Below are 26,879 nucleotides of genomic sequence, written 5' to 3' on the forward strand. Positions count from 1 at the left end.
GCCACCGCCATGGTGGCCATGGCGCCGTCCAACGCGCCCGCGCCTTCCGGCGCATTCTCGATTACCCTGCGCCAGCTGTCCCTCGCCCTGCCGTCCGGCCGCGTGCTGTTCGACCGGCTGGATGCGGTCTTCCACGCGGAGCGCACCGGCCTGGTCGGGGAGAACGGCACCGGCAAGAGCGTGCTGGCCCAAGTCATGGCCGGCTTGATTGCACCCGACGCAGGTTCGGTGCTGCGCGAAGGCGGCGTGGCCTATGTACCGCAAGAGGTCCGGCCCGCTGCGGGCGGCACGGTAGCCGCCGTCGCCGGGCTGTCGCCGTTGTTCGACGCGCTGGCGCGTATGGATGCGGGCGAAATGCGCAGCGATGACCTGGAGCTGCTGGAAGGCCGCTGGCACGTGGCCGCCGAATTCGCGCAAGCGTTGGCCGATTGCGGCATGCCGCACTTGCGGCCGTGCGACAGCGCCGAGGGCCTGAGCGGCGGCGAATTGATGCGGCTTGCGCTGGCTGGCGCCTTCCTGTCCCAGGCGGACGGCCTGGTGCTGGACGAGCCCACCAATCACCTGGACCGTACGGGCCGCGCATGGCTGCATGGGCGCCTGCTGGCCTGGCGCGGCGGCGCCGTGGTCATCAGCCATGACCGCGAACTGCTGGACGCCATGGACCGTATCGTGGAGCTGGACCCGGCGGGCTTGCACAGCTACGGCGGCAACTACGGCCATTACGCTGCACAGCGCGAAGCGGCCGACAACGCCGCGCGCGGCGCGCTGGAGCACGCGCGCAACGAACGCGAGGCATCGCAGCGTGCGCTGCGCAAGCAGCACGACAACCAGCAGGCCCGCGCCGCCCGCAACGCCAGGGTGGGCAAGGAGGCCAACATTGCGCCCATCCTGCGCGGCAAGCTGAAACGGCAGGCCGAAGCGACCGCCGGGCGGGACGTCCAGCGCCGGGCCGACACCGCCGCCGCGCACGACGAGGCCGTGCGAGAGGCCGCCGCGCGCCTGCATGCGCCGGCCCCGGTGGCGCTGCTGCTGCCCGCCAGCGCCGTCCCGCCGGGCAAGCGCGTGATGCAGTTCGACCGCGCCGTGCCGCCCTATCCCATGCAGGCATCGATAGCGGCACCAGCAATGCCGGCAACAGTAGCGCAGCAGGCAAGGCCCGCAACGCCAGCCCCTCGTGCGCCAGGTCCGCCCCCGCTGGACTTCACGCTGGCCGGGCCGGTGCGGCTGGCCATTACAGGCCCCAACGGCTGCGGCAAGACCACGCTGCTGAAAATGATGGCGGGCTTGCTGCCGCCCCTGTCCGGTGCGTGCTGCACCTGCGTGCCCCACGCCTGGCTGGACCAGCATGCCGCTGCCCTGCTGCCGCCCTCGCACACCGTACTGGAACGCCTGCGCCAGCTGGACAGCCCGCTGCCGGAAGGTGAATTGCGCAGCCGCCTTGCGCTGCTTGGCCTGCATGCCGGGCAGGTGCAGACGCCGGCGGCCCGCCTGAGCGGCGGCGAGCGCCTGAAGGCCGCCCTTGCCTGCGCGCTGTGGCGCAAGCATCCGGCCCAGCTCCTGCTCCTGGACGAACCCACCAACCACCTCGACCTGGGCTCCGTGCGGGCGCTGGAGCAGGCGCTGCAAGGCTATACCGGCGCGCTGGCCGTGGTCTCGCACGACGCGCGCTTCCTGGACGAACTGGGCTTGACGCATATGCTGACCAATATACCGGCGTCGCCACATGGTGCCCAAAACGGCTTTTGGCAGCTGAGCGAGAAATGATATGCTCCTTCTCACACTATCACGGGAGCGCCAATGTCCATCGCTGAAAAACTATTCAAGCTAAAGGAAGCCGGCTCGGACGTGCGGACCGAAACCGTGGCGGGGATCACCACCTTCCTCACGATGGCCTACATCATCTTCGTCAACCCATCCATACTTGGCGACGCGGGCGTGCCCAAGGAAGCCGTGTTCGTGGCCACTTGCCTGGCGGCCGCGCTCGGCACGGCCATCATGGCGCTGTACGCCAACTACCCCATCGGCATGGCGCCCGGCATGGGCCTGAACGCCTACTTCGCCTACGCCGTGGTGCTGGGCATGGGCGTGCCGTGGCAATCCGCGCTGGGCGCCGTATTCATTTCCGGCTGCCTGTTCGTGATCGTCAGCCTGCTCGGGCTGCGCGGGCTGATCATCAACGGCATCCCGCACGCGCTGCGCACCGCCATCACGGTCGGCCTGGGCCTGTTCCTGGCGCTGATTGCGCTCAAGAGCGCCGGCATCGTCACGGCCAATCCAGCCACCATGGTCGCCGCCGGCGACCTGCACAAGCCGCCCGCGCTGATGGCCATCTTCGGCTTCATGCTGATCGTGGCGCTGGACAAGCTGAAAGTGCGCGGCGCCATCCTGATCGGCATCGTCGCGGTGACCCTGCTCAGCTTTGTCTTCGGCGGCAATACCTTCCACGGCGTGTTCTCCGCGCCGCCGTCGCTCGACCCCACCCTGCTGAAGCTGGACATCAAGGGCGCGCTCTCGGTCGGCATCATCAATGTGGTGCTGGTGTTTTTCCTGGTCGAGCTGTTCGACGCCACCGGCACCCTGATGGGCGTGGCCAACCGCGCCGGCCTGCTGGTGCCGGGCAAGATGGAACGCATGAACAAGGCCCTGCTGGCCGACAGCGCCGCCATCGTGGCCGGTTCGCTGCTGGGCACCTCCAGCACCACCGCCTACGTGGAAAGCGCGTCGGGCGTGCAGGCCGGCGGCCGTACCGGCCTCACCGCCCTGGTGGTCGCGGTACTGTTCCTGGCCTGCCTGTTCATCGCGCCGCTGGCCGGCGCCGTGCCGGCCTACGCCACCGCGCCAGCCTTGCTATTCGTGGCCTGCCTGATGCTGCGCGACCTGGCGGACATTGACTGGAGCGACACCACGGAAAGCGTACCGGCCGGTATCACCGCCATGATGATTCCGTTCACGTACTCGATTGCGCACGGCATCGCCTTCGGCTTCATCACCTACGCGGTGCTCAAGCTGCTCACGGGCCGCGCGCGCGAAGTGAAGCCTATCGTCTGGATTATCGCCGCCGTGTTCACGTTCAAGTACGCCTACCTTCCGGGCTGAGGGCACTACCGCCGGCGATTCCTTGATCGCCAGGATGCCGACGACGTTGTGCAGCCGCATGCGGCACAACGTCAGAAGATCCTCCTGCGGCGCCTCCAGCCGCATCCACACCTCCATGCCTTGGGGGCACTGGCTGATCCGCAGCGCCTCCAGCGTAATGCCGGCCCGCCGCACGACCGCAAGCGCGTTTTCCAGCGTTGACAGGGCTGCATCGGCTTCGATGGTGAAGCGCAGGCTTTTTCGCAAGGGAGAGGTATAAGTGTCCATGCAAGAACTATACGGGCGGGCGCGGAAAATAGGCTTCCTCGTTTTACCCGGAATTCGCTAAAATGGAGAATAGTCTTCCTCTCCTTAGCCAATTTCATGAATATCCCACCAAACATCGATGAAACCGACCGCCGCATCCTGCGCGCCCTGCGCCGCGACGGCCGCCTGAGCAACACCAAACTCGCGGAGCAGGTGGGCCTGTCCACCACGCCGTGCTGGAACCGCGTGCGGGCGCTGGAGGACAGCGGCGTGATCGAGAGCTACACGGCGGTGCTGAACCAGCAGGCGCTTGGCCTGCCGGATACGGTCATCATCGAGGTCACGCTGGACCGGCACGACGATGAGATCTTCGAAAAATTCGGACAGGCGCTGGCCGAGCTGCCGGAGGTGATCGAAGCCTACCTGCTCACCGGCGAGTACGACTATCTGATCAAAGTGGCCGTGGCGGGCACCGCCGGCTACGAAGAATTCCTGCGCCGCAAACTGTACAAACTGCCCGGCCTGCGCCACAGCCGCTCCACCTTCGTGCTGCGCTGCCTGAAGCGCGCGCATTCGGTGGAACCCTAATCGTAGTTGCGGCTGTCGAAGATGGCCGCGATCTCCGGGCGCCGGAAGTGCTCCACCACGTGCTCGACGAACACCCGCGTCTTCGCCGGCAGCAGCTTCTTGCTGGGATAGTAGATCGATACCGGCCCCGCGTCCGCATGCCACCCGGGCAGCAGCCGCGCCAGCGCGCCGCTGGTGAGCCAGCGTGCAGCGTGCGGCATGGGCAGCAGCGCCACGCCCAGGCCACGCATGGCTGCATGCGCCATTGCTTCGGGGTCGTCGAAAATCATGCGCGGGCGGCTGGCCGCCAGGCCTTCGTCTCCGCTCGCATGCGCCAGCGTCCACACCTTGGCGCGGCCGGTGCCCGCTGAACGCCGGACGATGCCGTCAAGCTGCGCCAGGTCGGCCGGACGGCGCGGCCACTCGCGGTTCGCCATGTAGGCCGGCGACGCCACCGCCACCATGTCCACCTTGGTCAGCTCGCGCGCCACCACGCCTTGCGCCAGTTCGATGCCGCCGCCGATGGCCGCATCGAAGCCGCCGCCCACCAGGTCCACCTGGCGGTTGTCGAAATGCCAGTCGGGCAGCACCGCAGGATAGCGCTCCAGGAAGCCGCCCAGCAGCGGCAGCAGGTATTCGCGGCCAAACGCCAGCGCCATGCCCACCTTCAGCACGCCCGATGGCTGGCCCTCCTCGGCCGCCGCATTGGCGATGGCCTCCTGCACAGTGGAGAAGGCGCCGCCCACCTGGTGCAGAAAGCGCTCGCCGCCGCCGGTCAGCGTGAGGCTGCGCGTGCTGCGCTGGAACAGCCGCAAGCCCAGGCTCGCTTCCAGCCGTGCCACGTTCTTGCTCACGGCCGCGGGCGTGAGCCCCAGCCTGCGTGCCGCCGCCGAAAAGCTGCCGGTTTCGGCAGCGTGGATGAAGGATTCAAGGTAGTTGAGCGGTTCCATGCCGCCATCTTATACCAACGGCTGAAACTGATAAGACTGATTACCGTCTAGCGGGCATTGAATGCCTGGGACATACTGGACTCATCAACCAACCCAAGGAGAAACAACATGAACACCACCAACGTCACCAACGCCACCACCTTCGCCGGCAAAGTCGCCTTCGTCACCGGCGGCGCACGCGGCATCGGCGCGGCAGTGGTACGCCGCCTGGCAGCCGACGGCGCCACCGTCGCCTTCACCTACCAGTCCTCGGCCGAGGTGGCCGACGCGCTGGCAGCGGAGATCATTTCGGCCGGCGGCCGCGCCCTGGCCATCAAGGCCGACGCCGCCGACGCGGACGCGGTGACTGCCGCCATCGGCAAGACCGCCGCGCAATTCGGCAAGATCGACATCCTGGTCAACAACGCTGGTGTGCTGCGCATGGGCGACGTGGGCGAGTTCACGCTGAAGGACTTCGACGACACCGTGGCCGTGAACATCCGCGCCGTCTTCGTGGCGGCGCAAGCGGTGCTGCCGTTCATGGACAAGGGCGGCCGCATCATCAACATCGGCAGCACCAACGCCGTACGCATGCCTTTCGCCGGCGGTGCCGCCTACGCCATGAGCAAGTCTGCCCTGCTCGGCCTCGTGCAAGGCCTGTCGCGCGACCTGGCGCCGCGCGGCATCACCATCAACAACGTTCAGCCCGGCCCGGTGAACACCGACATGAACCCGGAGACCAGCGACTTCGCCACTTCGCTGCACGGCCTGATGGCCATCCCGCGCCACGGCCGTCCGGAAGAAATCGCCGGCATGGTGGCTTACGTGGCCAGTCCTGAAGCGGCCTTCGTCACCGGCTCCAGCCTGCATATCGACGGCGGCTTCGCGGCGTGATGTGCAAATTGTAAGAATTGTGACACGTGCGGCTGGGCCGGTATCTATCAGGTACAATGCTGGCTCACCGTATTCAGACCGGCCTGCCGCCCAGCGCGGAATTCCCTTCGGGCGGACGGCGCGGCACCTCGCACATGAAACTGTTTTCACTACTCGCGCTGACGCTGGCCGTGGCGCACGGCGGCGCGGCCGCGCAAGATATCCCTGAACGCACCTGGTCGACGTCGGCCGAACTGGGCGCCATCACCACCACCGGCAATACCGTCGGCACTTCCGTCACCGGCAAGATCGACGCGCGCCAGGAACTGGACGACTGGAGCAACGAGTACATCCTGAGCGGCTACTTCAAGGAAGACGAAACCCACACCGATGCCGGCGACAAGGTGCGCGAGCGCTCGGCGGAACGTTTCGCATTCTCCGCCAAGGCCGCCTACAAACTGCTGAACGATAACGAAAAGCTGTTCGTGCTCGGTTCCCACGTGGACGACAAGTTCGGCGCCTATACCGCTTACAGTTCGCTGTCCGTCGGTCACAGCTCGCGCTGGTACAAGTCGCGCGACAAGACGCTGGACGTGGAACTGGGCCCGGGCTACTTCACCGGTACGCGCGCCACCGGCGAGTCCGAGAACGGCGTTACCGTCCGCGGCGCGGCATCGATGCGCTGGCAGGTCAGCCCGTCGGCGCTGTTCACGCAAACCGTGAGCATGGAGCGCGGCACCTCGAACCTGCACTCGCAGGCGGAAACGGCGCTCAGCACCAAGATCAACGGCACCATGCAGATGAAGGCCGCCTTCAGCGCCCGCAGCGACACCAACGTCCCCGAAGACAAGAAGAACACCGACACCCAGACCTCGCTGACGCTGGTGTATTCCTTCTAAGCGGCCAGCACGCGCGGCAGCCAGGCGGCCAGCACGCCCTGCGCCGCCGTGTAGTAGCAGATCAGCGCCACGTTGTTGAGCGTAGCGCGGCTGGCGGTGGTGAGATGGCGCCGCCAGGAGCGCGCGCACAGGTAGGGCATGGCCAGCGCCAGCAGCACTGCGTGCAAGGCCTGATAGGCCGCCAGCACCGCCACCGAAGCACTCCAGGCATCCCTTTTCGGCGACAAGCCAGCCAGGACCTGGCTCGCGATATCGCAGCCCATGGCCAGCAGCGCGCAGGCCAGCGCCCCCATCACCAGCCAGCGCAGGCCGCGCTGCGGCGCGCCGTCCATCAGCCGCGCCGGGCGGCAGGCCAGCGCCATCAAGCCGGCAAGGCCGATCCACAAGACGCTGGAGAGCCACGTCCACCCGGCCCCGGGCAGGCTGGCACCCGGCGGCGGGCACATGGCCAGCTGCATGGACAAATGAATGTGGGCGAAACCGAACGAGGCGAAGATGCAGCCGTCCACCACCAGCATGATCACGCAGGCCCACCATGAGTGGCCCCTGCTGCCGCGCTCGCCGACCGGCAGTATCAGCTGGTCGGACACCTTGGCGCTGGCGGCGGGCGGAACGCGGTCTGTCTGCCATAGCCAGGCGATGACGGCGCCCACCGCCAGCAGCCCGCACAGCCAGGCCGAGACTGTCCACTGCACGGTCAGCAGCAGGAAGTAGCCGGCGGTGCCGGCCGCCGCCACGAGCGGCCACCAGCTGTCGCCCGCCAGCACCAGCAGGTAGCGCGGCCTGGCGTCCACCAGACTGGTGAAAATGGTCTCGCGCCGGCCGGTGGCGGTGCCGGGCAGGTAGTGCGCGCCGCGCTCAACCTGTTCCGCCAGCCCTTCCTGCTCCCACAGCGGCTCCTCGGACGTCACATGCGGCAGGCTGCGCGCCCCGTAGTCTTCGTCCGGCAGCCATTCCAGGGTGGCGGCGCCCCAGGGGTTGCCCTTGTCCTGCTTCGGGCGGCACAAGGCGCGCGCCACCTCCACCGTGAACAGCAGCACGCCGGCGGCGAAAATAAACGCGCCGATGGTGGACACCATGTTCAAGCCATTCCAGCCCAGGTCCGGGGCGTAGGTGTAGACCCGGCGCGGCATGCCCTGCAGGCCGGTGATGTGCATGGTGAAGAAGCCCAGGTTGAAGCCGCCGAACATGAGCCAGAACGACCAGCGCGTCCAGCGCTCGCGCATGGTGTGCCCGTTCAGCAGCGGCAGCCAGTAGCAGATGCCGGCAAAGACCGGAAACAGCATTCCGCCCACCAGCACGTAATGGAGGTGGGCCACGACGAAGTAGCTGTCGTGCGCCTGCCAATCGAACGGCAGCACCGCCACCATCACCCCGGTCAGCCCGCCGAGCGCGAAGATGCACAGGAAGCCCAGCATGAACAAGGTGGACCCGTTCATGCGGCCGCTGTGCGCATCCCGCCGCACGCCGCCGCGCCAGATGGTGGCGAGCCAGGCGAACACCTGCACCGAGGCCGGCACGGCCACCACCATGCTGGCGGCCGATACCAGGCTGGCCGAGAACAGGGTCAGCCCGCCGGTAAACATATGGTGCGCCCAGAGCGCGAAGCTGACAATCCCGGTGGCCGCCATGGACCAGATCACTGCGCGGCGCCCCACCAGCGGCGTGCCGGCGATGGCGGGCAGCATGGTGGACACCAGCCCGGCGGCGGGCAGGAAGATGATGTAGACCTCCGGGTGCCCGAAGAACCAGAACAGGTGCTGCCACAAGGCGGGATCGCCGCCGCGCCCGGGAATGAAGAATGGCCAGTCCCAGGCGCGCTCCAGTTCCAGCAGTGCGGTGCCCGCGATTACCGCCGGGAAGGCGAACACGATCATCAGGCCGACGATCAGCATGGCCCAGGCGAAGACCGGCATGCGCGCCAGCGTCATGCCCGGCGCGCGGGTGAACAGGATGCCGACCACCAGTTCGATGGCGCCGGCGATGGCGGAGATTTCAATGAAGCCTATTCCCAGCAGCCAGAAGTCCGCACCCAGCCCGGGCGACCAGGCTTTGCTGGTGAGCGGCGGGTACATGAACCAGCCACCGTCCGGGGCGAGGCCGGCGAACAGGGTGCAGAAGAAGGCCAGCCCGCCGATGGCGTAGGCCCAGTAGGCATAGGCCGACAAGCGCGGGAACGGCAGGTCGCGCGCGCCCAGCATGTTGGGCAGCAGATAGACCGCGAACGCCTCCACCACGGGAATGGCGAACAGGAACATCATGACCGTGCCGTGCATGGTGAAGACCTGGTTGTACGTGGCGGCGTCCAGCAAGGTGTTGCCGGGCACCGCGAGCTGGAGGCGGATCAGCAGGCCGAGCACACCGGCCAACAGGAAGAACAGCAGCGCGGTGGCCAGGTACAGGCGGCCGATATTGGTATTGTTGACGGTGCTGAGATGGCGCCAGCCGGTGGGCGTGCGCCACACGCGTTCAAGCTCCTCCAGCTCACCCGGAGGTCGGGGAAGGCTGCTGGGGAGCTGGTTCATTTCAAGTTCTCCAGGTATGCGGACAGCGCTTGCAGCTCGTCCGGGCTGAGGGCCGACGCGGCGGGCATGCGCACCCCGGGCTTGTGGGCGTGCGGATCGGCGACCCAGGCCGCCAGCGCGCCGGGCTGGTTGCGCAGTGTCCCGGCGGCCAGGTACAGGCGGCTGGCAACGTGCGTCAGGTCCGGGCCGACGCTGGTGAGCTTCAGCGGCGCGGCAAGCGGGGCGCCGGCCGCAGTGGCGGCGGCAGCGTCGGACGCGGCGGTGGCGGCCGGTGCGGCGGTGGCGGGCGGTGCGACGGGGGCGGCGGGGGCGGCCGGTGCAGCGGTGGCGGGCGGTCCGCCGGTGGCGGTAGGCTCGGCGGTGGCGGCGGGTGCGGCAGCAGGGGGGGAGATCGCGGCGGCGGCAACGGGGGCAGCGGTGGTCCGGACCGCGTGACAGGCGGCGCAGTGCTGCTCGAACACCCGGCGGCCAGCTGCCAGGCGCGCGTCCGGCGCGGCTGCGGGCAGCGGCTCCGGGCGCGCCTGCTGCGCCAGCCACGCGTCGAAGCCGGCCGCCGGCTCGACGACCACGTGGAGCGCCATCCTGGCATGTTGCAGGCCGCAGTATTCGGCGCACTGGCCGCGATACACGCCGGGCTTCAGCGGCCGCAGCGACAGCCCCGTCATACGGCCCGGCACCATGTCCATCTTGCCACCCAGTGCGGGCACCCAGAAGCTGTGGATCACGTCCGCGCTGGTGAGCGCCAGATAGACCGGGCGGCCCACCGGCAAATGGATTTCATTGGCCAGCACGATGTCCTGCCCGCCGGCCGGATCGCGGTAGCGCACCTCCCACCACCACATCTTGGCCGTCACCGCCACCACCAGCGCGCCGCGCGACGTTTGCGGATCCAGCTGGGTGCTGCGCCGCACGTTGTAGGCCATGAGCGCAGACAGCACCGCGGCCGGCAGCAGCAAGCCGCCGCCGAGTATCCACAGGCCTGGCCGCAGCCGCCTCCGCGCCTGCCCGCCCTGGCCTCCTTCACCGCCTTCGCCGCCAGATCCGCCGCGCCGCCGCAGCCCCAGTGCCATGAGCAGCATCACGCCGCCAAAAATCAGCGCGGCGCCCGCGATTAGCGCCCAGGCCATCTGCGAGATGATGGCCGCATCGGCGCTGGCGGGGGCGAAGACGGCGTCCATTTCAGCGCAAGGTGTACAGGTAGGCCGCCATGTCGCGCGCGTCGGCGGGCGACACGCCCATGGCAGGCATCGGCGTGCCGGGCTTGATGGCAGGCGGGTCCACGATCCAGCGCTGCAGCACGTCCGGCGAGTTGGGCAGGTGCCCTGCGATATAGCTGGCGCGCCCGAACGTGTCGAGCGCCGGTCCTATCCTGCCCTGCTGCCCCTCGACGCCCGGAATGCTGTGGCACGCCGCGCAGTGGTAGCGTTCCAGCAGCGCCCTGCCCGCGCCGGCGTGGCCGCCAGGGACAGGAATCGGCATCGGCCCGTCGTCGCCGCACCCGGCCAGCAAAGCCAGGGGCAAAGCCAAGCAGCTAACTGTCCAATAGGTGCGCACCGCTGAACTCCTGTGCTGATGAGGTCATAGCTATAATACAAGCATGCCAAAATCGGCTCATTTCTATTGACCGCGAACAATGCCATCCAACCGGCGCCGGCTGATGCTCAAGACTGTGGCTGCGACTGCGGCCGGGCTGGCTGCGCTCGGCGCGCTCGGCGCCTACGTGGTGGTCGAGGGAGGCTGGTACAACGTGGCCGCCAACCGCCAGCATCTGCAGCCCGTGCACACCATGCTGGAACGCGCCATGCACGCCTCGGTACGGCGCCGCGCGAGCGGCATTACCGCCCCTCCGCTGGACGAGCCGGCGCTGGTGCGGCAAGGCGCGGCCCTGTACCGCAGCCATTGCGTGGTGTGCCACGGTGGCCCCGGCGTGGCACAGGAAAAATTCGGGCAAAGCATGCAGCCCGTGCCCGGCCCGCTGGTCGATGCCGCGCGCCGCTGGAGTCCATCCGAGATGTACTGGATCATCCGGCACGGCATCAAGATGAGCGGCATGCCGGCCTGGGAATACCACATGCCCGAGCAGGACCTGTGGGCCACGGTGGCCTTCCTGGCCGAGCTGCCGAGAATGACGCCGCGCGCCTACCAGGACTGGATGGCCGAAGCGGACGCCGCCAGCCTGGCGGAAGCGCGCGGCAGCGCTTCCGCGGCGCCCGCCGACGGCGCGCCGGGCACGCGTCCCGGCCGGCCCGAGCGCGGCCGCGTGGCGCTCACGCAGTATGCCTGCCACGCCTGCCACATGATCCCCGGCGTGACCGGCTCACAGGTCTACGTCGGCCCGCCGCTGGGCGGCATCGCGAACCGCGCGCTGATCGCCGGCCGGCTGCCCAACACCAGCGCGAATATGTCCCTGTGGGTGCGCGACCCGCGCCACGCGGAGCCCTCCACCGCGATGCCCGTGCTGGGCGTGTCCGAACAGGACGCGCTGGACATCGCTGCCTACCTGCAAACGCTGCATTAAAAAGCTGCACTGGCACCGTGCAGCGGCGCGTGCGTCACGCATCCGAAAAATGCGCAATCATATAACGATGAGCGACGACCATACCCCGCAGGCGGCCGACCACGGCCAGCGCGGTTTCCTGCACCGCGTTGTGCTAATGGACGGCATCGCCGCCCTCTTCCTGCTAGCGCTGGCCGCCCTGTGGTTCGCGGCGGACGCGCTGCTGCTCATCTTCGCCTGCATCCTGTTCGCCATCCTGCTCAGCGCCCTGGCACGGATCGCCCACCGCCGCCTGCACCTGCCTTCCCGCCGCGTGGGACTGGCGCTGGTGCTGGCCCTGCTGGTGGCGCTGTTCGGCGTGGGCGGCTGGCTGATGGCGCCGCAGTTGTCGGAACAGGCCAGCCACCTGGCGCAGGTAGTGCCCACATCCCTGGACCAGGTGCGCGCCGAGCTGGGACGCTATCCCCGGCTGCGCAGCCTGATCGACGAACTGCCCAGCAACAAGGAACTGGGCCGGCAGCTGTCCGCCATGGTGCCCAACGCCGGCCTGTTCTTCTCAGGCGTGTTCGGCGCGCTGGGCAATGCCGTCATCATTCTCGCGGTGGGCATCTACTTCGCCATCCGCCCGCAGCTCTACATCAACGGCCTGGTGACCCTGGTGCCGCCCAGGCGCCGTCCGCGGGCCCGGGAGGTCATTGCGGAGATTGGCGAAACGCTGTCCAAGTGGCTGGTGGGAAAAGCCTGCTCGATGGTGGCGGCGGGCGTGATGACCGCCGTCGGCCTGAGCCTGCTGGGTGTGCCGATGGCGCTGCTGCTGGGGCTCATTGCCGGGCTGCTGGACTTCATCCCCTACGTGGGACCGCTGATGGCGGGTGTGCCCGCCCTGCTGATCGCCTTCGCCGATAGTCCGGCGCAGGCGCTATATGTGCTGCTGCTGTTCGGCGGCATCCAGCTGGTGCAGGGCTACCTGATGGAACCGTTGATCGACCAGCGCACGGTGGCGCTGCCGCCCGCGCTGACCATCGCCATGCAGGTCACGTTCGGCGCGGTATTTGGCATGGCAGGCGTGGCGCTGGCCACGCCGCTGACGGCGGTGCTGATCGTGCTGGTGGTGATGCTCTACGTGCAGGACGTGCTGGGCGACGACGCCCGCACGCCCGCGCAGATCAAGGATTAGCCGGGCACCGGTGCCTGCTTCTGGGTCTGATACAGGCGGGCATAGTGGCCGCCGCGCGCCAGCAGCGCGTCGTGGCTGCCCGATTCGGCGATGCGGCCCGACTCCATCACCACGATACGGTCGGCCTTCTCGATGGTGGACAGGCGGTGCGCGATGACCACGGTGGTACGCCCCCGCATCAGCACTTCGAGCGCTGCCTGCACCTGGCGTTCGGACTCGGTGTCCAGCGCGCTGGTGGCTTCGTCCAGGATCAGGATGGGCGCGTCCTTGTACAACGCGCGGGCGATCGCCAGGCGCTGGCGCTGGCCCCCGGACAGGCGCGAACCGTTCTCGCCCACCTGCGTCTGGTAGCCCTGCGGCTGTTTCATGATGAAGTCGTGCGCATAGGCCGCACGGGCCGCCGCTTCGATGCGGGCCTGGTCCGGCGCCGGGTCGCCGTAGGCGATGTTGGACGCCAGCGTGTCGTTGAACAGCACCACGTCCTGGCTGACCAGGGCGATCTGCGAGCGCAGTTCGGCCAGGCGGTAGTCGCGCAGGTCGTGGCCGTCGAGCAGGATGCGGCCCTGGCCCACGTCGTAGAAGCGCGGCAGCAGGCCGGCCAGCGTGGTCTTGCCGCTGCCGGAGCCGCCCACCAGGGCCACGGTTTCGCCGGCGGCGATGTCCAGCGATACGTCGCGCAGGGCCGGCGCCGCGTCCGGGTCGGCCGGGTTGTACTGGAAGCCCACGTGCTGCAGCGAGATGCTGCCGGTCGCGCGTTTGAGCTCCTGCGTGCCCTCGTCCACTTCGGCCGGCGCGTCGATCAGGCCGAACACCGACTTGGCGGCGGCCAGTCCGCGCTGCAGCGGCTCGTTGATCTTGGTGAGGTTCTTGATCGGCGACTGCATCGCCATCAGCGACACCATGAAAGCGACGAAGGCGCCCGGCGACAGATGGCCGGCACGCGCCCGCAGCAAGGCGAAGTAGATCACCGCCGACAGGGTTATCCCCACCAGCATCATGATGGCGCCAGAGTTGATAGCGGCTGTGGCGGCATGTTTGACAGCGAGGTGGCGGTTATGCTTGACCACGTCATGGAAGCGCCGCTGCTCATACCGCTCGCCGCCGAAAATCTTCACCACGCGCTGGCCGCCGATGCTTTCGTCCAGCACACTGCTCAATTCACCCATGGCTGCCTGCGCATCCTCCGCCAGGCGGCGCATGCGGCGCCCCGCAACAGTCACCACCACCGCCACTAGCGGGAGCAGGCCGAAGCAGAAGCAGGCCAGCTGCCAGTCGATGGTAATCAGGAGGATCAGGTAGCCTACCGTCGCCACCGAATCGCGCACGAACACGTTCAGCACGTTTAGGCCGGCCTGGGCGACCTGGGCCGCGTCGTACGCGACGCGCGACAAGGTTGCGCCGGTGGAGGTCTGGTCGTAATACTTGTTGGGCAGGCGCAGCAGGCGCGCGAACATGTCCTCGCGCAGGTTGGCCTGCACGCGGCTGGTCAGCCAGGCGGAGCCGTAATCGCCGGAAAAACTGCTCACCATGCGCAGCAGCGCCAGGCTCGTGATGACCAACGGAATGCTCCACAGTGCGGCTTCCGCCGGATTGCCAGGCAGCAGCGAATCGAGCCAGCCCTGCACCGTCACCATCATGCCGCCGGTCGCGCCCTGGATGCCGCCCAGGGCGCCGGCAGCCGAGCCGGCCGGCTGCAAGGCATCCACCACGTTCTGCAGCTGGCGGATCAGCATGACGTCGGTGGCCGCCGCCACGCCAATGGCAAAGAGCGTCGCCAGCACGGCGCCGAGGTAGGGACGGAACTGCCTGAGCAGGCGGAAATAGAGTTGGCGGCTTTGCACTAGAACACTGTTTCTAATTACGGGAGCCTGCATTGTAATCGCATAAAATGCCCACGGCACCCCATCATCCTAATAAAAGAGACCACCATGAGTTACGAAACCTTGCAAGTGAGCCTGGAAGCCCATGTGGCGGTGATCCGCCTGAACCGCCCGGACAAGGCCAACGCCATGAACCTGGCCATGTGGCACGAGATCCGCACCGCCTTCGAGTGGGCCGACAGCACGCCGGAAGTGCGCGCCGTGGTGCTGGAGGGCGGAGGCAAGCTGTTCACCTCCGGCATCGACCTGCAAATGATGATGGGCCTGGCGTCCACCATCCGCAACGACTGCGACGGCCGCACCCGGGAGAACCTGCGCCGCACCATCCTGGACCTGCAGGATTGCCTGAGCAGCCTGGAGCGCTGCCGCAAGCCGGTGCTGGCGGCCATCCACGGGGCCTGCATCGGCGGCGGCATCGACCTCATCACGTGCGCGGACATGCGCTATTGCTCGGAAGATGCCTGGTTCTGCGTGAAGGAGATCGACATCGGCATGACGGCGGACGTAGGCACCCTGCAGCGCCTGCCGCGCCTGATCGGCGAAGGCATGGCGCGCGAACTGGCCTACACGGCCCGCAAGGTGGACGCGGCCGAAGCGCGCGAGATCCGCCTGGTGAACCGCGTGTTCGCCACGCCCGAGGCGCTGGCGGCGGGCGTGCGAGAGCTGGCCGCCACGATCGCGGCCAAGTCGCCGCTGGCGGTGCGCGGCACCAAGGAAATGATCAGCTACGCGCGCGACCACAGCGTGGCAGACGGCCTGAACTACATTGCCACTTGGAACGCGGCGATGCTCATGTCGAACGACCTGCAGGCGGCCATGATGGCCAATATGAGCAAGCAGCTACCAGAGTTCAAAGATTAGTTTACCGATAATCGCTTGATATGGAACAAATATCAATATCTTAATATTGCCTTTCAATACACTGAAACAGCGTGGCGCGCTTTGCGCTGCGCTGACTTTCTCAGTGAAAAGGAGAGTGCACCATGAAAACTCCAACAAGAGCTTGGCACGCGGTCCTGGCCGCGGCGCTGCTCGCCTCCGCCGCTCCGCAGGCGCGGGCGGACGTCACCGTCCTCAACGCCGGGTTTGACGATGTCGGCGCGCTGGGCGGCTGGCTGTTCGTCAACCAGAGCACACCGCCCGGTTCGCTCTGGTTCCAGGGCAACGCCGGCATCTTCCCCGCGCAGGCCGGCGGTGCCGACGCCTATATAGCAGCCAACTACCTCAGTGCGGCCCAGGGCAACGGGACCATCGATAACTGGCTGATCACGCCGGAACTGAGCCTGCCGGGAACGGCCACCCTCAGCTTCTATACCCGCAGCGCCGCCACACCAGGCTTCAGCGACCACCTGGAGGTACGCTACTCCACCGGCGGCTCGTCCATCAGCGACTTCAGCAACGTGCTGCTGACCGTGGGCGGCGGCGGGCCCTACCCGGCCGACTGGCGGCAATACACCCTGACCGCCGACCCCGGCTCCACCGTCCGCTTTGCCTTCCGCTACACCGGCCCGGCGGCCAACGCCGAATACATCGGGCTGGACACGGTAGTGGTCAATGCCGTGCCGGAGCCGTCGGCATGGCTGATGGTGGCGGCCGGCCTGCTGCTGGTGCTGTGGCGCGCCCGGCGCCGTCCCGGTCCGGCGCGGCCGGCGGCCGGGGCGTACTGCGCCGCCCCGGGTGGCCCCGCAAGACATGGCGCAGGGATGCGCAACGGCGGCTGGCTCGCCGCCGCAGCCATGCTTGCCTGCGCGCAGGGGGCCGCGGCGGCAGGACAGGACGGCATGATACTGGTGCGCGATGCCGAAACCGGCACCCTGCGTCCGCCAACCGCCGCCGAACACGCGGCCCTGCGGTCGCAACAGGGGCGCCCGCCCACGGTGGCGCCGCAGGTCTACCAGCGCCCGGACGGTACACGCCAGTCGCGTGTGAACAGCCGCCAGATCTACGCCGTGGCCACGCGCGGCGCGGACGGCACGCTGGCCAGCACCTGCGTGCAGGGCGAGCAGGCTGCCGAAGCCGCCCTGCGCCAGGAACGCTTCCGCACCCAGGTGGGCGCCGCCAGCGAGGAGCACAGCCATGAACGCCACTAACGCCACTAACGCCACCGCTGCCATCGGCCGCTGCACCGGACGTGCCCTCCGTTCGGCCATGGCCGCCCTCCTGCTGGCCTGCGCTGGCCTGGGCGATGCCTGGGCCTCCGTGCCCATCGTCATCATTGTCGGCGACGGCCCCGGCGAAGGCTTCAACGACCCCACGCCGGCAGCGCCGGTGGGCGGCAACGCCGGCACCACGCTGGGCGAACAGCGCCTGATCGCCTTTGCCTACGCCGCCAACCTGTGGGGCAGCAAACTCGACAGCACGGTGCCGATCCGCATCCTGGCCGCCTTCGACCCGCTGCCGTGCAGCGCCAACAGCGGTGTGCTGGGTTCGGCGGGCGCCTGGGACGTGTTTTCAGACTTCCCAGGCGCGCCCAGGCCGAACACCTGGTATCCGGCCGCGCTGGCCAACAAGCTGCGCGGCGCCGACCTGTCGGCACCGTCGGACCCGCATATCGGCGCCACCTTCAATTCGCGCCTGGGCCTGGCGCCGGACTGCCTGCCCGGCGGCGGCTTCTACCTTGGCCTGGACCGCAACTTCGGCAGCGGCACCGACCTCGTCACCGTGCTGCTGCACGAAATGGCGCATGGCCTGGGCTTCCAGACCTTCACCGACGAGGCCAACGGCCAGTATTACGCCGGCGTGCCGTCGATCTGGGACCACTACCTGCTGGACAACCGCCTGGAACATGAATGGGTGGAGCTGACGCCGGCCCAGCGCGCCGCCTCGGCCATCAGCAACAACGGCCTGTCGTGGAACGGCCCGCTGGTCACCGCGGCCGTGCCCAGCGTACTGGACCCGGTGTCCCGCCTCATCGTTGGCGGCCCGGCCGCCGGACCGGCCGCGCGCGAGTACCCGGTGGGCGACGCCTCGTTCGGCCCGCCCCTGGCCAACCCGCCGCTGACGGGCCAGATCATGCCGGTGGTGGACCAGCCGGACGGACGGGGCCTGGCCTGCGATCCGCTGGCCCCGCTCAATGCGCTGGCGGTGTACGGCAACGTGGCGCTGGTGGACCGGGGTGACTGCACCTTTGTCCAGAAGGCGCTCAACGTGCAGTACGCCGGCGCCATCGCCATGATCGTGGTGGACAACACGCCCGGACCGCTGACCGGACTGGGCGGCGCCGATCCCCTCATCACCATCCCGGCCGTACGCGTGACGCAGGACGACGGCAACGCCATCCGCGCCCAGCTCCAGCGCCGCTCGCGCACCCGCTCCGGCGTGACGGCCAGCCTGGGCGTGGACCCGCAGAAGCTGGCCGGGACGGACGCCGAACGGCGCATCCTCATGTACGCGCCCGATCCGCTGCAGTCCGGCTCGTCCGTGTCGCACTACAGCACGGCGGCCAAGCCCAACCAGCTGATGGAACCGGCCATCAACGGCGACCTCACGCATGACGTGGCGCCGCCGCGCGACCTCACCTTGCCGCTGCTGAAGGACATCGGCTGGTAAAAATGGTAGGCAAGCCGGGCGCCATCGGTTCTAATGGCAGTTTTATTTCCCGGCTTCCATGTCCTTGCCCAGCGCCCTGTTCAAACTGCACGCCGCTGCCCTGCTGTTCGGCAGCACCGCACTGTTTGGCCACGCCATGCGCGCCAGCCCGGTCATGATCGTGCTGGGCCGCACCGGCTTTGCCGTGCTGGCGCTCGGCCTGTTCGCGTGCTACAGCCGGCGCGCGCCGTGGCAGGGCCTGGCGCCGCGCGATATAGCCAGGCTGATGGCGGCCGGCGTAGTGCTGGCGCTGCACTGGGTTACCTTCTTCCTGGCCGTACGCAGCGGTGGCGTGGCGCTGGCCACGCTGGGCTTTGCCTCCTTCCCGGTATTCGTGGCGCTGCTGGAACTGGCCGTGCTCGGCGAACGCATGCGGCGCAAGGACGGCGCCGTGCTGGTCCTGGTGCTGGCGGGGCTGGTGCTGATCACGCCCGCATTCGATCTGCGCAACGCCTCCACGGCCGGCCTGCTGTGGGGCATCCTGTCCGGCGCCATCTACGCCGCCATTGCCGTGTTCAACCGCTACCTGTCCAATGCGGCCAGCAGCACGCAATCCTGCTGGTGGCAATGCCTGGCGGCGGCCTGCGTGCTGGCGCCCTTCGGCTGGCGCGAAGCGGCCGCGCTGCCTGCCGGCGAATGGCTGCTGCTGGCCTGCCTGGGCGCGGTATGCACCGGGCTGGCCTACACCATGCTGATCCATGCGCTGGAACAGGTAAAGGCGCAGACGGCCGCCATCGTCATCTGCATGGAGCCGGTATATGCGATCGCCCTGGCCTGGCTGGTGTTCGGCACCGCGCCGGGCGCCACCGTGCTGCTGGGCGGGTCTCTGGTGATCGGCGCGGTGATGCTGTCAACATTGCAGACTGGGAAGGCGGCCTGAGTGATAAAATATTGTTTATTCACTACGACTCCTTCGGACCATGGCTAAAAATCGGACGCTGCTGCCCGGCATTGCTGTCTCGCTGCTCCTGCACGCGGGGCTGATCGCCCTGTGGTCGGCGCCGAAGCGGCCCGCGCCGCAGCCCGAGGGCCGCCGCATGATGGTCTGGCTCACGCCAGCCTCGCCACCGGCCTCGCCTGCCGGGCTTGCGCCAATGCCGGCGCCAGTCCCGTCTCCGCCGGACACGGCGCTCACACGCCCGCGCCAGATCCGGCCGCCGGTGCACCCCGAACGGCCGGCGGGCCTGGCCCGGCAGCCTGTCCAGGACACGCCGCCTGCCGTAGCGGAGCCGGCAAGTATGAGCGCCGCCCTGCCAGCCCCGGCTTCCGCGCCCGCCGCCGCGCAGGCGGCGCTGCCGGCCGATCCCTTCGCCGCCGCCCCTGCCCCGGCCCCGGGCAAGTTCGACGTGAACGCCGCCATGAAGTCGGCGCGCAAGCTGGCCACCGCAAAGTCCACCAAGGACGATCCCGCCGTAGCGCAGATTTACGACAAGCCGCTGTACGGCCCGCCGTCGGACACCCCGCTGGGGAAATCCGTGGCCAATACCGCCCGCGCCGACTGCAAGAACGTGGCCGCCGGCACCGGCCTGCTGGCGCTGGTGATCTTGCCGGTGATGATACTGACCGACAAAAAAGACTCCGGCTGCAAATGGTAAGCTACGGTGGTCTATACAACGGCGGCAACAAGATGATTTTGAGCAATAGCCTCTGCCGTGGTACATTTTTGTTCAGAACAATCCACTCGCCGGTACGACCACCCCTTGCCTGACCTGTACTCCAGACACCGACGTACGCTGATCTCCCTGCTGCCGGCCCTCTCCGCCGCGCTGCTGTGCGAACGCGCGCTGGCCGCACCGGCGCCGGCGCCGGACGCGATCGCGGTCATCTATCCGGACATCGGCCAGCCGCACCGCAAGATCTTTACCGAAATCATCGAAGGCATCGAGGAGCAGGCCAAGCTGCGCGTGCGCGGCTACCCGGTGGCCGCCAACGCCGACTTCGCCGAACTGCAAGCCACGCTCAAGCGCAACGGCGGCAAAGTGGTGATCGCACTGGGCCGCCAGGGCCTGCAGGCCGCCAGCGCCTTCGACGGTTCCACCGGGGTGGTGGTGGGCGGCGTGAGTTCGGCGCCGGACGGCGAGCGCCTGCGCGGCATCACCCTGCTGCCCGACCCGGCCCTGCTGTTCAGCTACCTGAAAAGCATGATGCCGCACGTGCGGCGCGTGATCGTGGTCTATAGCCCGCAGGCCAGCGCCGGCATGATACGGCTGGCCAGGGACGCCGCGCGCAGCCATGCGCTGGAACTGGTGGCCCTGGAGGCGCCCGACCTGGCCGCCGCCGCGCGCCGCTATGAAAGCGCCTTGGCGTCGGCGGACGGCCGCTCCGACGCGCTATGGCTGCCGCCCGACCCGGTCACCGTGGACGAGCAGACCATCGTGCCGCTGGTGCTGAAGGAGTCGTGGAACCGCAACGTGCCGATCTTCTCCAGCAGCATCCTGCATGTGAAGAAAGGCGCGCTGTTCGCGCTCTACCCCAACAATTTCGAGCTGGGGCGGGACTTGGCCACCCTGGCGATCGGCGTGCTCAACGGCGACAATCCGCGCCTCGGCATGGCCCCGCTGCGCGCCGTGCGTACCGCCTTCAACTGGCGCTCGGCCAGCCACTTCGGCCTGTCCGTTGCCCTCGGACAACAGCGCACTTATGACGCGATTTTCCCGGAACCGTGATAGCTACAGGGCCCGCTGCCCAGCCAGCGCAAATTAATGTTTTCGAGATGTAAATTGTTTCCTTGAGAAATTAAATTTCTTTCTAATCCACCAAGTAAGTGGAATATACTACCGGCAGTAATTTGGCCGTTGCATGGCGCTGGCTGTTTGAGATCTGCGCCGGGGCCGCACCGGATAGCATAATGATTAAATTGACAATTCACGCCAGCCGCCGCCTGCGCGCCAGCGCTGCGCTGCTGCTGGCGCTCGGCAGTTGCCTTGCCGCGCCGGCCGCCAACGCCGCGCGGGACGAGGCCGACAGCTACATCGAACTCCCGGGCGCCGGCGCCGACGCGCGCAGCACCGTGAGCGAGGTGATGGCGCGCATCGAGTCGGGCAGCACGCCGCCCCAGGGCCAGCGCGACCCGCAGCGCGAGCTCCCGCGCGACCTGCAACGGGACATCCAGCGCGGCTACATCCGCCCTGTCACCCTGGCCCAGCTGGAAGACCAGCTGCGCCGGCCCGAAGTCCAGGCGTCCATCGGCAAGGGCACCATCGCCGTGCTTTACCCCAACGTGGAGGCGCAGTTCCGCCACGCCTTCACCAGCATCATCCAGGGCATCGAGGAGCGCACCAAGCTGCGCGTGCGCAGCTACCCGGTCGATCCCAAGGTGGACGTGGCCGAACTGAATGCCACGCTCAAGCACAACGGCACCAAGGTGGTGATCGCGCTGGGCCGCCAGGGCCTGAATGCGACTGCCGGCCTGGACCGGGAGATCACCGTGCTGGTCGGCGGCGTACTGCTGCTGTCGGACGCGGAAAACGTGGCCGGCATCAGTCTCACGCCCGATCCGGCCGTGCTGTTCGCCCGCTTGCGCTCGCTGCTGCCGGACCTGCGCCGCGTGGTGGTGGTGTACGACCCCGCCAAGAGCGACTGGCTGATCCGGCTGGCGCGCGACGCCGCCCGCGCCCAGGGCCTGGAGCTGGTGGCGCACGTGGCCACCGACCTGGCCAAGGCGGCGCAACTGTATCCGCAAGTGATCGGCGCGGCCGACAACCGGCGCGACGCGCTGTGGCTGCCGCACGACAGCACCACCGTGGAGGAAAGCACCATCCTGCCGCTGGTGCTGCGCGAATCCTGGAACAGCGGCGTGCCGGTGTTCTCGTCGAATATGCTGCACGTGAAAAAAGGCGCGCTGTTCGCCATGGCGCCGAACAATGTGGAACTGGGCCGCACGCTGGCCAGCTCCGCGCTGGGCGTGATTGCGGGCGACGGCAAGCGCCGCAGCCTGACGCCGCTGCGCGAGCTGCAGGCCGCCATCAACTTGCGCACCGCCAGCCACATGGGCCTGAACCTGGGCCACCAGCAGCAGCGCAATTTCGATTTCGTATTCCCGCAGCCTTGACGATGTTTTTTTGCAGCCTTACTCCGGTGGACTATGTTTCATAATTATTTGCGCCGTACAGGATTCCGCCGCCAGCTGACCGTCATCGTCTCGGCCGCCATTCTCGGCCTGGCGCTGTTCTCGTCGCTGATGAATTCCTGGGAAGCGCGCGGCCGCATGCGCGAGCACTTCACCGAGCAAGGCCAGCGCATCGCCGACAACCTGGCGCGCCAAAGCACCCTGGCGCTGCTGTTCCACTCGGCCGAGAACGCGCGCGACGTGGTCAGCACCACGCTGGCCTTCCCGGACGTGGTGGGCGTGCAGATCAGCGACGCCAAGCACAAGCCGCTGCTGTCGCAAGGCCCGCTGAGCGCCAAGCTGGGCGCCATGAACGCGGCCCAGGCCGGCCCGGCCAGCGCCAGCCTGGTGGGCGAAACCTCGGAGGCATGGCTGTTCGGCGCACCGGTGTACGGCGGCCAGAGCGAAGCCTCGCCGTTCGACATGCAGGACCAGAAGCCGCAGCTGCTGGGTTACGTGCACGTGCAAGTGGGCAAGGACACCCTGAACCGCCTGACCTGGTCCCTCTTGGTGGGCAATATGGCGCTGACCCTGTCCTTCGCTGCCATCCTGCTGGCCCTGGTGCGCCTGCTGACGCGCCACATGATCAATCCCCTCAACGCCCTGTCCAACCTGATGCGCCGCGCCGAGGCGGGTGAATCGGGCATGCGCGCCGCGCCGGCCGGTCCGCGCGACCTGATCGACATGGCGCAGGCCTTCAACAAGATGATGAACGTGCTGGAGCAGCGCGAGGCCGAGCTGAAGGAATCGCGCGACGCCGCCGTGAACATGGCGGAAATGAAGGCGCAGTTTGCCGCCACCGTCAGCCACGAAGTGCGCACCCCGCTCAACGGCGTGGTCGGCATGCTGGACATGCTCAAGGAAATGCGGCTCACGCAGCGCCAGCAGGAATGCGTGGACGTGGCCTGGAATTCCTCGCGCACACTGATCGACCTGATCAACAATGTGCTGGATTTTTCCAAGATGGACGCCGGCAAGCTGACCCTGGAAGAAACCGACTTCGATCTGCGCCGGCTGCTGGAGGAAGTGATCGAACTGGTGGCCCGCCCGGCGCAGCAGAAAGGCCTGGAGCTGGCCTACCTGGTGGCGCCCGGGGTGCCCGAACGCATCACCGGCGACGCGCTGCGCCTGCGCCAGATCCTGATCAACCTGATGGGCAACGCCGTCAAGTTCACGGAAAAAGGCGAGGTAACGCTGCGCGTGTCGCTGGCCGCTGGGACGGCCGGCGACACAGCCGGCGAAACCGCCGGCGCGGACGCCGGCTACGGCCTGGAATTCGAGGTGCGCGACACCGGCATCGGCATGACCCGGGAAGTGCAGCAGCACCTGTTCGAATCCTACGTGCAGCCCGACCCGTCCACCACGCGCCGCTACGGCGGCACCGGCCTGGGGCTGGCCATCTGCCGCCAGCTGGTCAACCTGATGGGCGGCGACATCCGGGTCGACAGCACGCTGGGCAGCGGCACCGCCTTCGTGGTCACCGTGCGCTGCCAGGCGGCGCAGTCGCAGCCCGTGTTCGAGGCCGATCCCGCGCTGGCCAATGTGCGCGTGCTCGCGCTGGACGAAAGCGGCACCGTGCTGGCCTTCATCAAGGACGCCCTCACCCGCCACGGCATGACCTGCTACCTGAGCAGCTGCGGCCGCGAAGCCATGGTGGAAATGAAGGAAGCCGCGGAGGCCGGCCAGCCCTATCACGTGGCCATCATGAACATCGGCGCCACGGACGACCAGGGCAGCGACATCGCCGCGCGCATCGCCGCAGCCGGCCTGTCGCCGCACCTGCTGCTGATGGACCGCCACGGCGGCACCGGCTCGCCGCCCGGCGCGCATGCCAGCCATGCCGTCCTGGCCAAGCCGCTGCGCCGCTCGCGCCTGCTGGGCGCCCTGCACGACCTGCTGGCCGGCCGCAGCCACAGCGAACCGCAGCACGCGCAGCCGGGCGACGCCCCGCCCGCGCGCCAGTTCCGCGTGCTGGTGGCCGAGGATAACCGCACCAACCAGATGGTGGCCGCCGGCATGCTGGCGATGAACAACTGCGTGTGCGAATTCGCCGCCAACGGCCGCGAAGCCGTGGAAGCGGCCAAGCGCAGCCAGTTCGACCTGATCCTGATGGACTGCAGCATGCCGGAGATGGACGGCTACGAAGCCACCGCCCACATCCGCGTGGCCGAACAGGCCCAGGGCCTGCGCACTCCGCTGGTGGCGATGACCGCCAACACCCAGCGCGGCGACGCCGAGAAGTGCATGGCGGCCGGCATGGACGACTACCTGGCCAAGCCGATCACGCTGGTCGAGCTGCGCCACAAGCTGCAGAAATGGCTGCCGCACGCCGACCTGCATGGCAGCCCGTCCGCGCCGGGCGGTCAGGGAGCACAGGGCACGCAGGCCGGCACGGGCGCGCTGGCCCTGCTGCCCGGCACCCTGGACGCCGCGCCGATCGACATGGAAGTGTTCGAGAAGCTGCGCGAGATCCTGGGCGCGGCGCTGCCGCACGCCGTTTCGCCCTTCCTGGAGGACTCGCCGGTCTACCTGAACGAACTGGAACAAGCCGTACTGACCGGCGACAGCGACACCGCGCGCGCCCGCGCCCACGCACTGAAAGGCTCGTCCGGCAACCTGGGCGCCAACGCGCTGGCGCTGCTGGCGCAGCAGATCGAGGCGCTGGCCATCGAGCGCCGCCTGGCGCAGATCGCGCCGCTGCTGCCTGCACTGCGCGCAGAATACGGCAGCGTGGCCGCCTTCCTGAGCGCCGAAATGAGCGGCGAGGGCCAGGAAGCCGACGCGCCCCGCGAGGAACTGGCCTCCGTGCTGATCGTCGACGACGACCGCAGCACCCGCAGCACCCTGCGCTACACCCTGCAGCGCGACGGCTTCCAGGTGGAGGAAGCGGCCGACGGCGTGCAAGCGCTGGCCATGCTGAAGCGCTTCCACCCGGACGTGATCCTGATGGACGCCGTGATGCCGGTGATGGACGGCTTCACCGCCTGCGCACGCCTGCAGGAATTGCCCGGCGGCAGCGCCATCCCGGTGCTGATGATCACCGCCCTGCAGGACAACTCCTCGGTCGAGCGTGCCTTTGCCGCCGGCGCCAGCGACTACATCCCGAAACCGATCCACTACGCCGTGCTGTCCCAGCGCGTGCGCCGCATCATCGAGGCGAACCGCGCCGAGAAGCGCATCCGCCACCTGGCCTACAACGACCTGCTCACCGGCCTGCCCAACCGCACCCTGTTCTTCGAGCTGCTGGCGCAAGGCATCCAGCAGGCCAAGAACGACGCCAAGCTGCTCGGCGTGCTGTTCATGGACCTGGACCGCTTCAAGTACGTAAACGACAACCTTGGCCACGACGTGGGCGACCGCCTGCTGGTGGCGGTGGCCCAGCGCGTGCGCCACAGCGTGCGCACGGTGGACACCGTGGCCCGCCTGGGCGGCGACGAATTCACCGTGGTGCTGAGCGACCTGGACGGCCCGGCCGCCGCCGCCACCGCCGCGCACAACATCTGCCGCGTGCTGGCCGCGCCGTTCCAGATCGACGGCCACGACATCTTCGTCACCAGCAGCGTCGGCATCGCCATGTACCCGCATGACGGCAGCGACGTGGCCACCCTGGTCAAGCACGCCGACAGCGCCATGTACCGCGCCAAGAAGACCAACACCGGCTTCCAGTTCTACGAAGCGTCCATGGAGCAGTCGATCTCCGAGCACGTGCGCCTGGAGAGCGACCTGCGGCGCGCGCTGGAGCAGGAGCAGCTGGAAGTGTATTACCAGCCGCAGGCCAGCCTGGAAGACGGCCAGATCATCGCCATGGAGGCGCTGGTGCGCTGGCGCCATCCGACGCGCGGCATGGTGCCTCCCAACGAATTCATTCCGCTGGCCGAGGAAACCGGCTTGATCAACCCGCTCGGCGACTGGGTGCTGCGCACCGCCTGCGCCCAGCTGCGCAGCTGGATCGAACAGGGCCTGCCGCCGCTGCGGGTGGCGGTCAACCTGTCGGTGCGCCAGCTGCTGCAGAAGGAATTCGCCGCCTCGGTGGAAGCGGTGCTGGCCGACACCGGCCTGCCGCCGCACCTGCTGGAGCTGGAGATCACCGAAAGCACGCTGATGGAAAACGCGCAGGACACGCTGAAGGCCCTGCACCGCCTGCGCGGCCTGGGCGTGCGCCTCTCGATCGACGACTTCGGCACCGGCTACTCCTCGCTGTCCTACCTCAAGCGCTTCCCGGTCGACATCATCAAGATCGACCGCTCCTTCGTGCGCGACGTGCCGATGGACGCAGACGACGTGGCCATCGTCACCGCCATCATCGCCCTGGCCCACAGCCTGCGGCTGGAGGTGGTGGCCGAGGGTGTGGAAACCGAGGCCCAGCTGAACTTCCTGAAAGGCCGCAACTGCGACCTGATGCAAGGCTACCATCTCAGCCCCGCCATCCCGCACGACCAGTTCGCCGCCCTGATCCGGCAGCGGGAAGGCGCCGCGCTGCGCTGAGACCACAAA

20 protein-coding genes are annotated in these 26,879 nt (G+C 68.3%); 15 read left to right on the forward strand and 5 right to left on the reverse strand.

Going from position 1 to position 26,879, the window contains the following annotated elements; translation table 11 throughout:
• Window positions 1-18: 18 nt before the first annotated feature.
• From ASC94_RS02430 to ASC94_RS02440, 3 genes are all read left to right on the forward strand, one after another.
• The gene (locus ASC94_RS02430) at window positions 19-1,764 is read left to right on the forward strand and encodes an ABC-F family ATP-binding cassette domain-containing protein (protein ID WP_373888098.1); all 1,746 of its coding nucleotides are present in this window, start codon (window positions 19-21) and stop codon (window positions 1,762-1,764) included.
• Window positions 1,765-1,797: 33 nt separating this feature from the next.
• Complete coding sequence (locus tag ASC94_RS02435) at window positions 1,798-3,096, forward strand: NCS2 family permease (protein WP_082616057.1); 1,299 nt, start codon at window positions 1,798-1,800, stop codon at window positions 3,094-3,096.
• 363 nt (window positions 3,097-3,459) lie between these two features.
• On the forward strand, window positions 3,460-3,930 hold the full coding sequence (locus ASC94_RS02440; protein ID WP_056390217.1) for an Lrp/AsnC family transcriptional regulator: 471 nt from the start codon (window positions 3,460-3,462) through the stop codon (window positions 3,928-3,930).
• Here ASC94_RS02440 and ASC94_RS02445 read toward each other — a convergent pair.
• Window positions 3,927-4,859, reverse strand: coding sequence for a LysR family transcriptional regulator (locus tag ASC94_RS02445; RefSeq protein WP_056390219.1), 933 nt, complete (start codon window positions 4,857-4,859; stop codon window positions 3,927-3,929). The genes ASC94_RS02440 and ASC94_RS02445 overlap by 4 nt on opposite strands.
• A gap of 108 nt (window positions 4,860-4,967) precedes the next feature.
• On the opposite strand from ASC94_RS02445, the gene ASC94_RS02450 reads away from it, so the two are divergent.
• Together ASC94_RS02450 and ASC94_RS02455 are read left to right on the forward strand one after the other, a co-directional pair.
• Window positions 4,968-5,732: an SDR family oxidoreductase gene (locus tag ASC94_RS02450; RefSeq protein WP_056390222.1), complete on the forward strand. Its 765-nt coding sequence runs from the start codon at window positions 4,968-4,970 to the stop codon at window positions 5,730-5,732.
• A gap of 134 nt (window positions 5,733-5,866) precedes the next feature.
• Window positions 5,867-6,610 carry a YdiY family protein gene (locus ASC94_RS02455; protein ID WP_056392047.1) on the forward strand — a complete coding sequence of 248 codons (744 nt, stop codon included), beginning with the start codon at window positions 5,867-5,869 and terminating at the stop codon, window positions 6,608-6,610.
• Here the strand turns inward: ASC94_RS02455 and ASC94_RS02460 are convergent.
• Genes ASC94_RS02460 through ASC94_RS02470 form a run of 3 tightly spaced genes read right to left on the reverse strand, consistent with a single transcriptional unit; the run spans window position 6,607 to window position 10,662 of the window.
• Window positions 6,607-9,135, reverse strand: coding sequence for a cbb3-type cytochrome c oxidase subunit I (locus ASC94_RS02460; RefSeq protein WP_056390224.1), 2,529 nt, complete (start codon window positions 9,133-9,135; stop codon window positions 6,607-6,609). The two genes, ASC94_RS02455 and ASC94_RS02460, sit on opposite strands and share 4 nt — an antisense overlap.
• Complete coding sequence (locus tag ASC94_RS02465; RefSeq protein WP_056390227.1) at window positions 9,132-10,313, reverse strand: c-type cytochrome; 1,182 nt, start codon at window positions 10,311-10,313, stop codon at window positions 9,132-9,134. The genes ASC94_RS02460 and ASC94_RS02465 overlap by 4 nt, the downstream gene beginning before the upstream one ends.
• A gap of 1 nt (window position 10,314) precedes the next feature.
• Window positions 10,315-10,662 carry a cytochrome c family protein gene (locus tag ASC94_RS02470; protein WP_229417143.1) on the reverse strand — a complete coding sequence of 116 codons (348 nt, stop codon included), beginning with the start codon at window positions 10,660-10,662 and terminating at the stop codon, window positions 10,315-10,317.
• Between the two features lie 130 nt (window positions 10,663-10,792).
• Here ASC94_RS02470 and ASC94_RS02475 point away from each other — a divergent pair, with 130 nt between their 5' ends.
• Entirely contained in the window at window positions 10,793-11,653 is an 861-nt protein-coding gene (locus tag ASC94_RS02475; protein ID WP_229417144.1) for a c-type cytochrome, read from the forward strand.
• Window positions 11,654-11,720: 67 nt separating this feature from the next.
• Window positions 11,721-12,809 (forward strand): AI-2E family transporter, encoded by a 1,089-nt coding sequence (locus tag ASC94_RS02480; RefSeq protein WP_162251382.1) that lies wholly within the window; start codon window positions 11,721-11,723, stop codon window positions 12,807-12,809.
• Here ASC94_RS02480 and msbA read toward each other — a convergent pair.
• The gene (msbA, locus tag ASC94_RS02485; RefSeq protein ID WP_056390237.1) at window positions 12,806-14,650 is read right to left on the reverse strand and encodes a lipid A export permease/ATP-binding protein MsbA; all 1,845 of its coding nucleotides are present in this window, start codon (window positions 14,648-14,650) and stop codon (window positions 12,806-12,808) included. The genes ASC94_RS02480 and msbA overlap by 4 nt on opposite strands.
• 87 nt (window positions 14,651-14,737) lie before the next feature.
• Here msbA and ASC94_RS02490 point away from each other — a divergent pair, with 87 nt between their 5' ends.
• From ASC94_RS02490 to ASC94_RS02525, 8 genes are all read left to right on the forward strand, one after another.
• The gene (locus ASC94_RS02490; RefSeq protein WP_056390240.1) at window positions 14,738-15,550 is read left to right on the forward strand and encodes a crotonase/enoyl-CoA hydratase family protein; all 813 of its coding nucleotides are present in this window, start codon (window positions 14,738-14,740) and stop codon (window positions 15,548-15,550) included.
• 122 nt (window positions 15,551-15,672) lie between these two features.
• Window positions 15,673-16,779 carry a choice-of-anchor J family PEP-CTERM protein gene (locus tag ASC94_RS02495; RefSeq protein ID WP_056390243.1) on the forward strand — a complete coding sequence of 369 codons (1,107 nt, stop codon included), beginning with the start codon at window positions 15,673-15,675 and terminating at the stop codon, window positions 16,777-16,779.
• Window positions 16,766-18,238, forward strand: coding sequence for a PA domain-containing protein (locus tag ASC94_RS02500; protein ID WP_082616059.1), 1,473 nt, complete (start codon window positions 16,766-16,768; stop codon window positions 18,236-18,238). The genes ASC94_RS02495 and ASC94_RS02500 overlap by 14 nt, the downstream gene beginning before the upstream one ends.
• A 58-nt stretch (window positions 18,239-18,296) precedes the next feature.
• Window positions 18,297-19,157 carry a DMT family transporter gene (locus ASC94_RS02505; RefSeq protein ID WP_056390247.1) on the forward strand — a complete coding sequence of 287 codons (861 nt, stop codon included), beginning with the start codon at window positions 18,297-18,299 and terminating at the stop codon, window positions 19,155-19,157.
• Between the two features lie 40 nt (window positions 19,158-19,197).
• Complete coding sequence (locus ASC94_RS32235) at window positions 19,198-19,872, forward strand: hypothetical protein (RefSeq protein ID WP_157201248.1); 675 nt, start codon at window positions 19,198-19,200, stop codon at window positions 19,870-19,872.
• 105 nt (window positions 19,873-19,977) lie between these two features.
• Window positions 19,978-20,943 (forward strand): ABC transporter substrate-binding protein, encoded by a 966-nt coding sequence (locus ASC94_RS02515; protein WP_056390252.1) that lies wholly within the window; start codon window positions 19,978-19,980, stop codon window positions 20,941-20,943.
• 182 nt (window positions 20,944-21,125) lie between these two features.
• A complete protein-coding gene (locus ASC94_RS02520; protein ID WP_056390255.1) occupies window positions 21,126-22,328 on the forward strand; it encodes an ABC transporter substrate-binding protein in 1,203 nt (400 codons plus the stop codon).
• A gap of 33 nt (window positions 22,329-22,361) precedes the next feature.
• Window positions 22,362-26,870 carry an EAL domain-containing protein gene (locus ASC94_RS02525; protein WP_056390258.1) on the forward strand — a complete coding sequence of 1,503 codons (4,509 nt, stop codon included), beginning with the start codon at window positions 22,362-22,364 and terminating at the stop codon, window positions 26,868-26,870.
• Window positions 26,871-26,879 lie beyond the last annotated feature (9 nt).

The organism is Massilia sp. Root418 (assembly GCF_001425265.1).
GTDB lineage: Bacteria > Pseudomonadota > Gammaproteobacteria > Burkholderiales > Burkholderiaceae_D > Rugamonas.

What these genes read in the sequence shown, in the direction of transcription:
- ASC94_RS02495 (WP_056390243.1), top strand. Translation starts at nt 15,673, where the DNA reads ATGAAAACTCCAACAAGAGCTTGGCACGCGGTCCTGGCCGCGGCGCTG.
- ASC94_RS02450 (WP_056390222.1), top strand. Translation starts at nt 4,968, where the DNA reads ATGAACACCACCAACGTCACCAACGCCACCACCTTCGCCGGCAAAGTC.
- ASC94_RS32235 (WP_157201248.1), top strand. Translation starts at nt 19,198, where the DNA reads ATGGCTAAAAATCGGACGCTGCTGCCCGGCATTGCTGTCTCGCTGCTC.
- ASC94_RS02490 (WP_056390240.1), top strand. Translation starts at nt 14,738, where the DNA reads ATGAGTTACGAAACCTTGCAAGTGAGCCTGGAAGCCCATGTGGCGGTG.
- ASC94_RS02500 (WP_082616059.1), top strand. Translation starts at nt 16,766, where the DNA reads ATGAACGCCACTAACGCCACTAACGCCACCGCTGCCATCGGCCGCTGC.
- ASC94_RS02475 (WP_229417144.1), top strand. Translation starts at nt 10,793, where the DNA reads ATGCTCAAGACTGTGGCTGCGACTGCGGCCGGGCTGGCTGCGCTCGGC.
- ASC94_RS02480 (WP_162251382.1), top strand. Translation starts at nt 11,721, where the DNA reads ATGAGCGACGACCATACCCCGCAGGCGGCCGACCACGGCCAGCGCGGT.
- ASC94_RS02465 (WP_056390227.1), bottom strand. Translation starts at nt 10,313, where the DNA reads ATGGACGCCGTCTTCGCCCCCGCCAGCGCCGATGCGGCCATCATCTCG.
- ASC94_RS02445 (WP_056390219.1), bottom strand. Translation starts at nt 4,859, where the DNA reads ATGGAACCGCTCAACTACCTTGAATCCTTCATCCACGCTGCCGAAACC.
- ASC94_RS02505 (WP_056390247.1), top strand. Translation starts at nt 18,297, where the DNA reads ATGTCCTTGCCCAGCGCCCTGTTCAAACTGCACGCCGCTGCCCTGCTG.
- ASC94_RS02440 (WP_056390217.1), top strand. Translation starts at nt 3,460, where the DNA reads ATGAATATCCCACCAAACATCGATGAAACCGACCGCCGCATCCTGCGC.
- ASC94_RS02435 (WP_082616057.1), top strand. Translation starts at nt 1,798, where the DNA reads ATGTCCATCGCTGAAAAACTATTCAAGCTAAAGGAAGCCGGCTCGGAC.
- ASC94_RS02460 (WP_056390224.1), bottom strand. Translation starts at nt 9,135, where the DNA reads ATGAACCAGCTCCCCAGCAGCCTTCCCCGACCTCCGGGTGAGCTGGAG.
- ASC94_RS02525 (WP_056390258.1), top strand. Translation starts at nt 22,362, where the DNA reads ATGTTTCATAATTATTTGCGCCGTACAGGATTCCGCCGCCAGCTGACC.
- ASC94_RS02430 (WP_373888098.1), top strand. Translation starts at nt 19, where the DNA reads ATGGCGCCGTCCAACGCGCCCGCGCCTTCCGGCGCATTCTCGATTACC.
- ASC94_RS02455 (WP_056392047.1), top strand. Translation starts at nt 5,867, where the DNA reads ATGAAACTGTTTTCACTACTCGCGCTGACGCTGGCCGTGGCGCACGGC.
- ASC94_RS02520 (WP_056390255.1), top strand. Translation starts at nt 21,126, where the DNA reads ATGATTAAATTGACAATTCACGCCAGCCGCCGCCTGCGCGCCAGCGCT.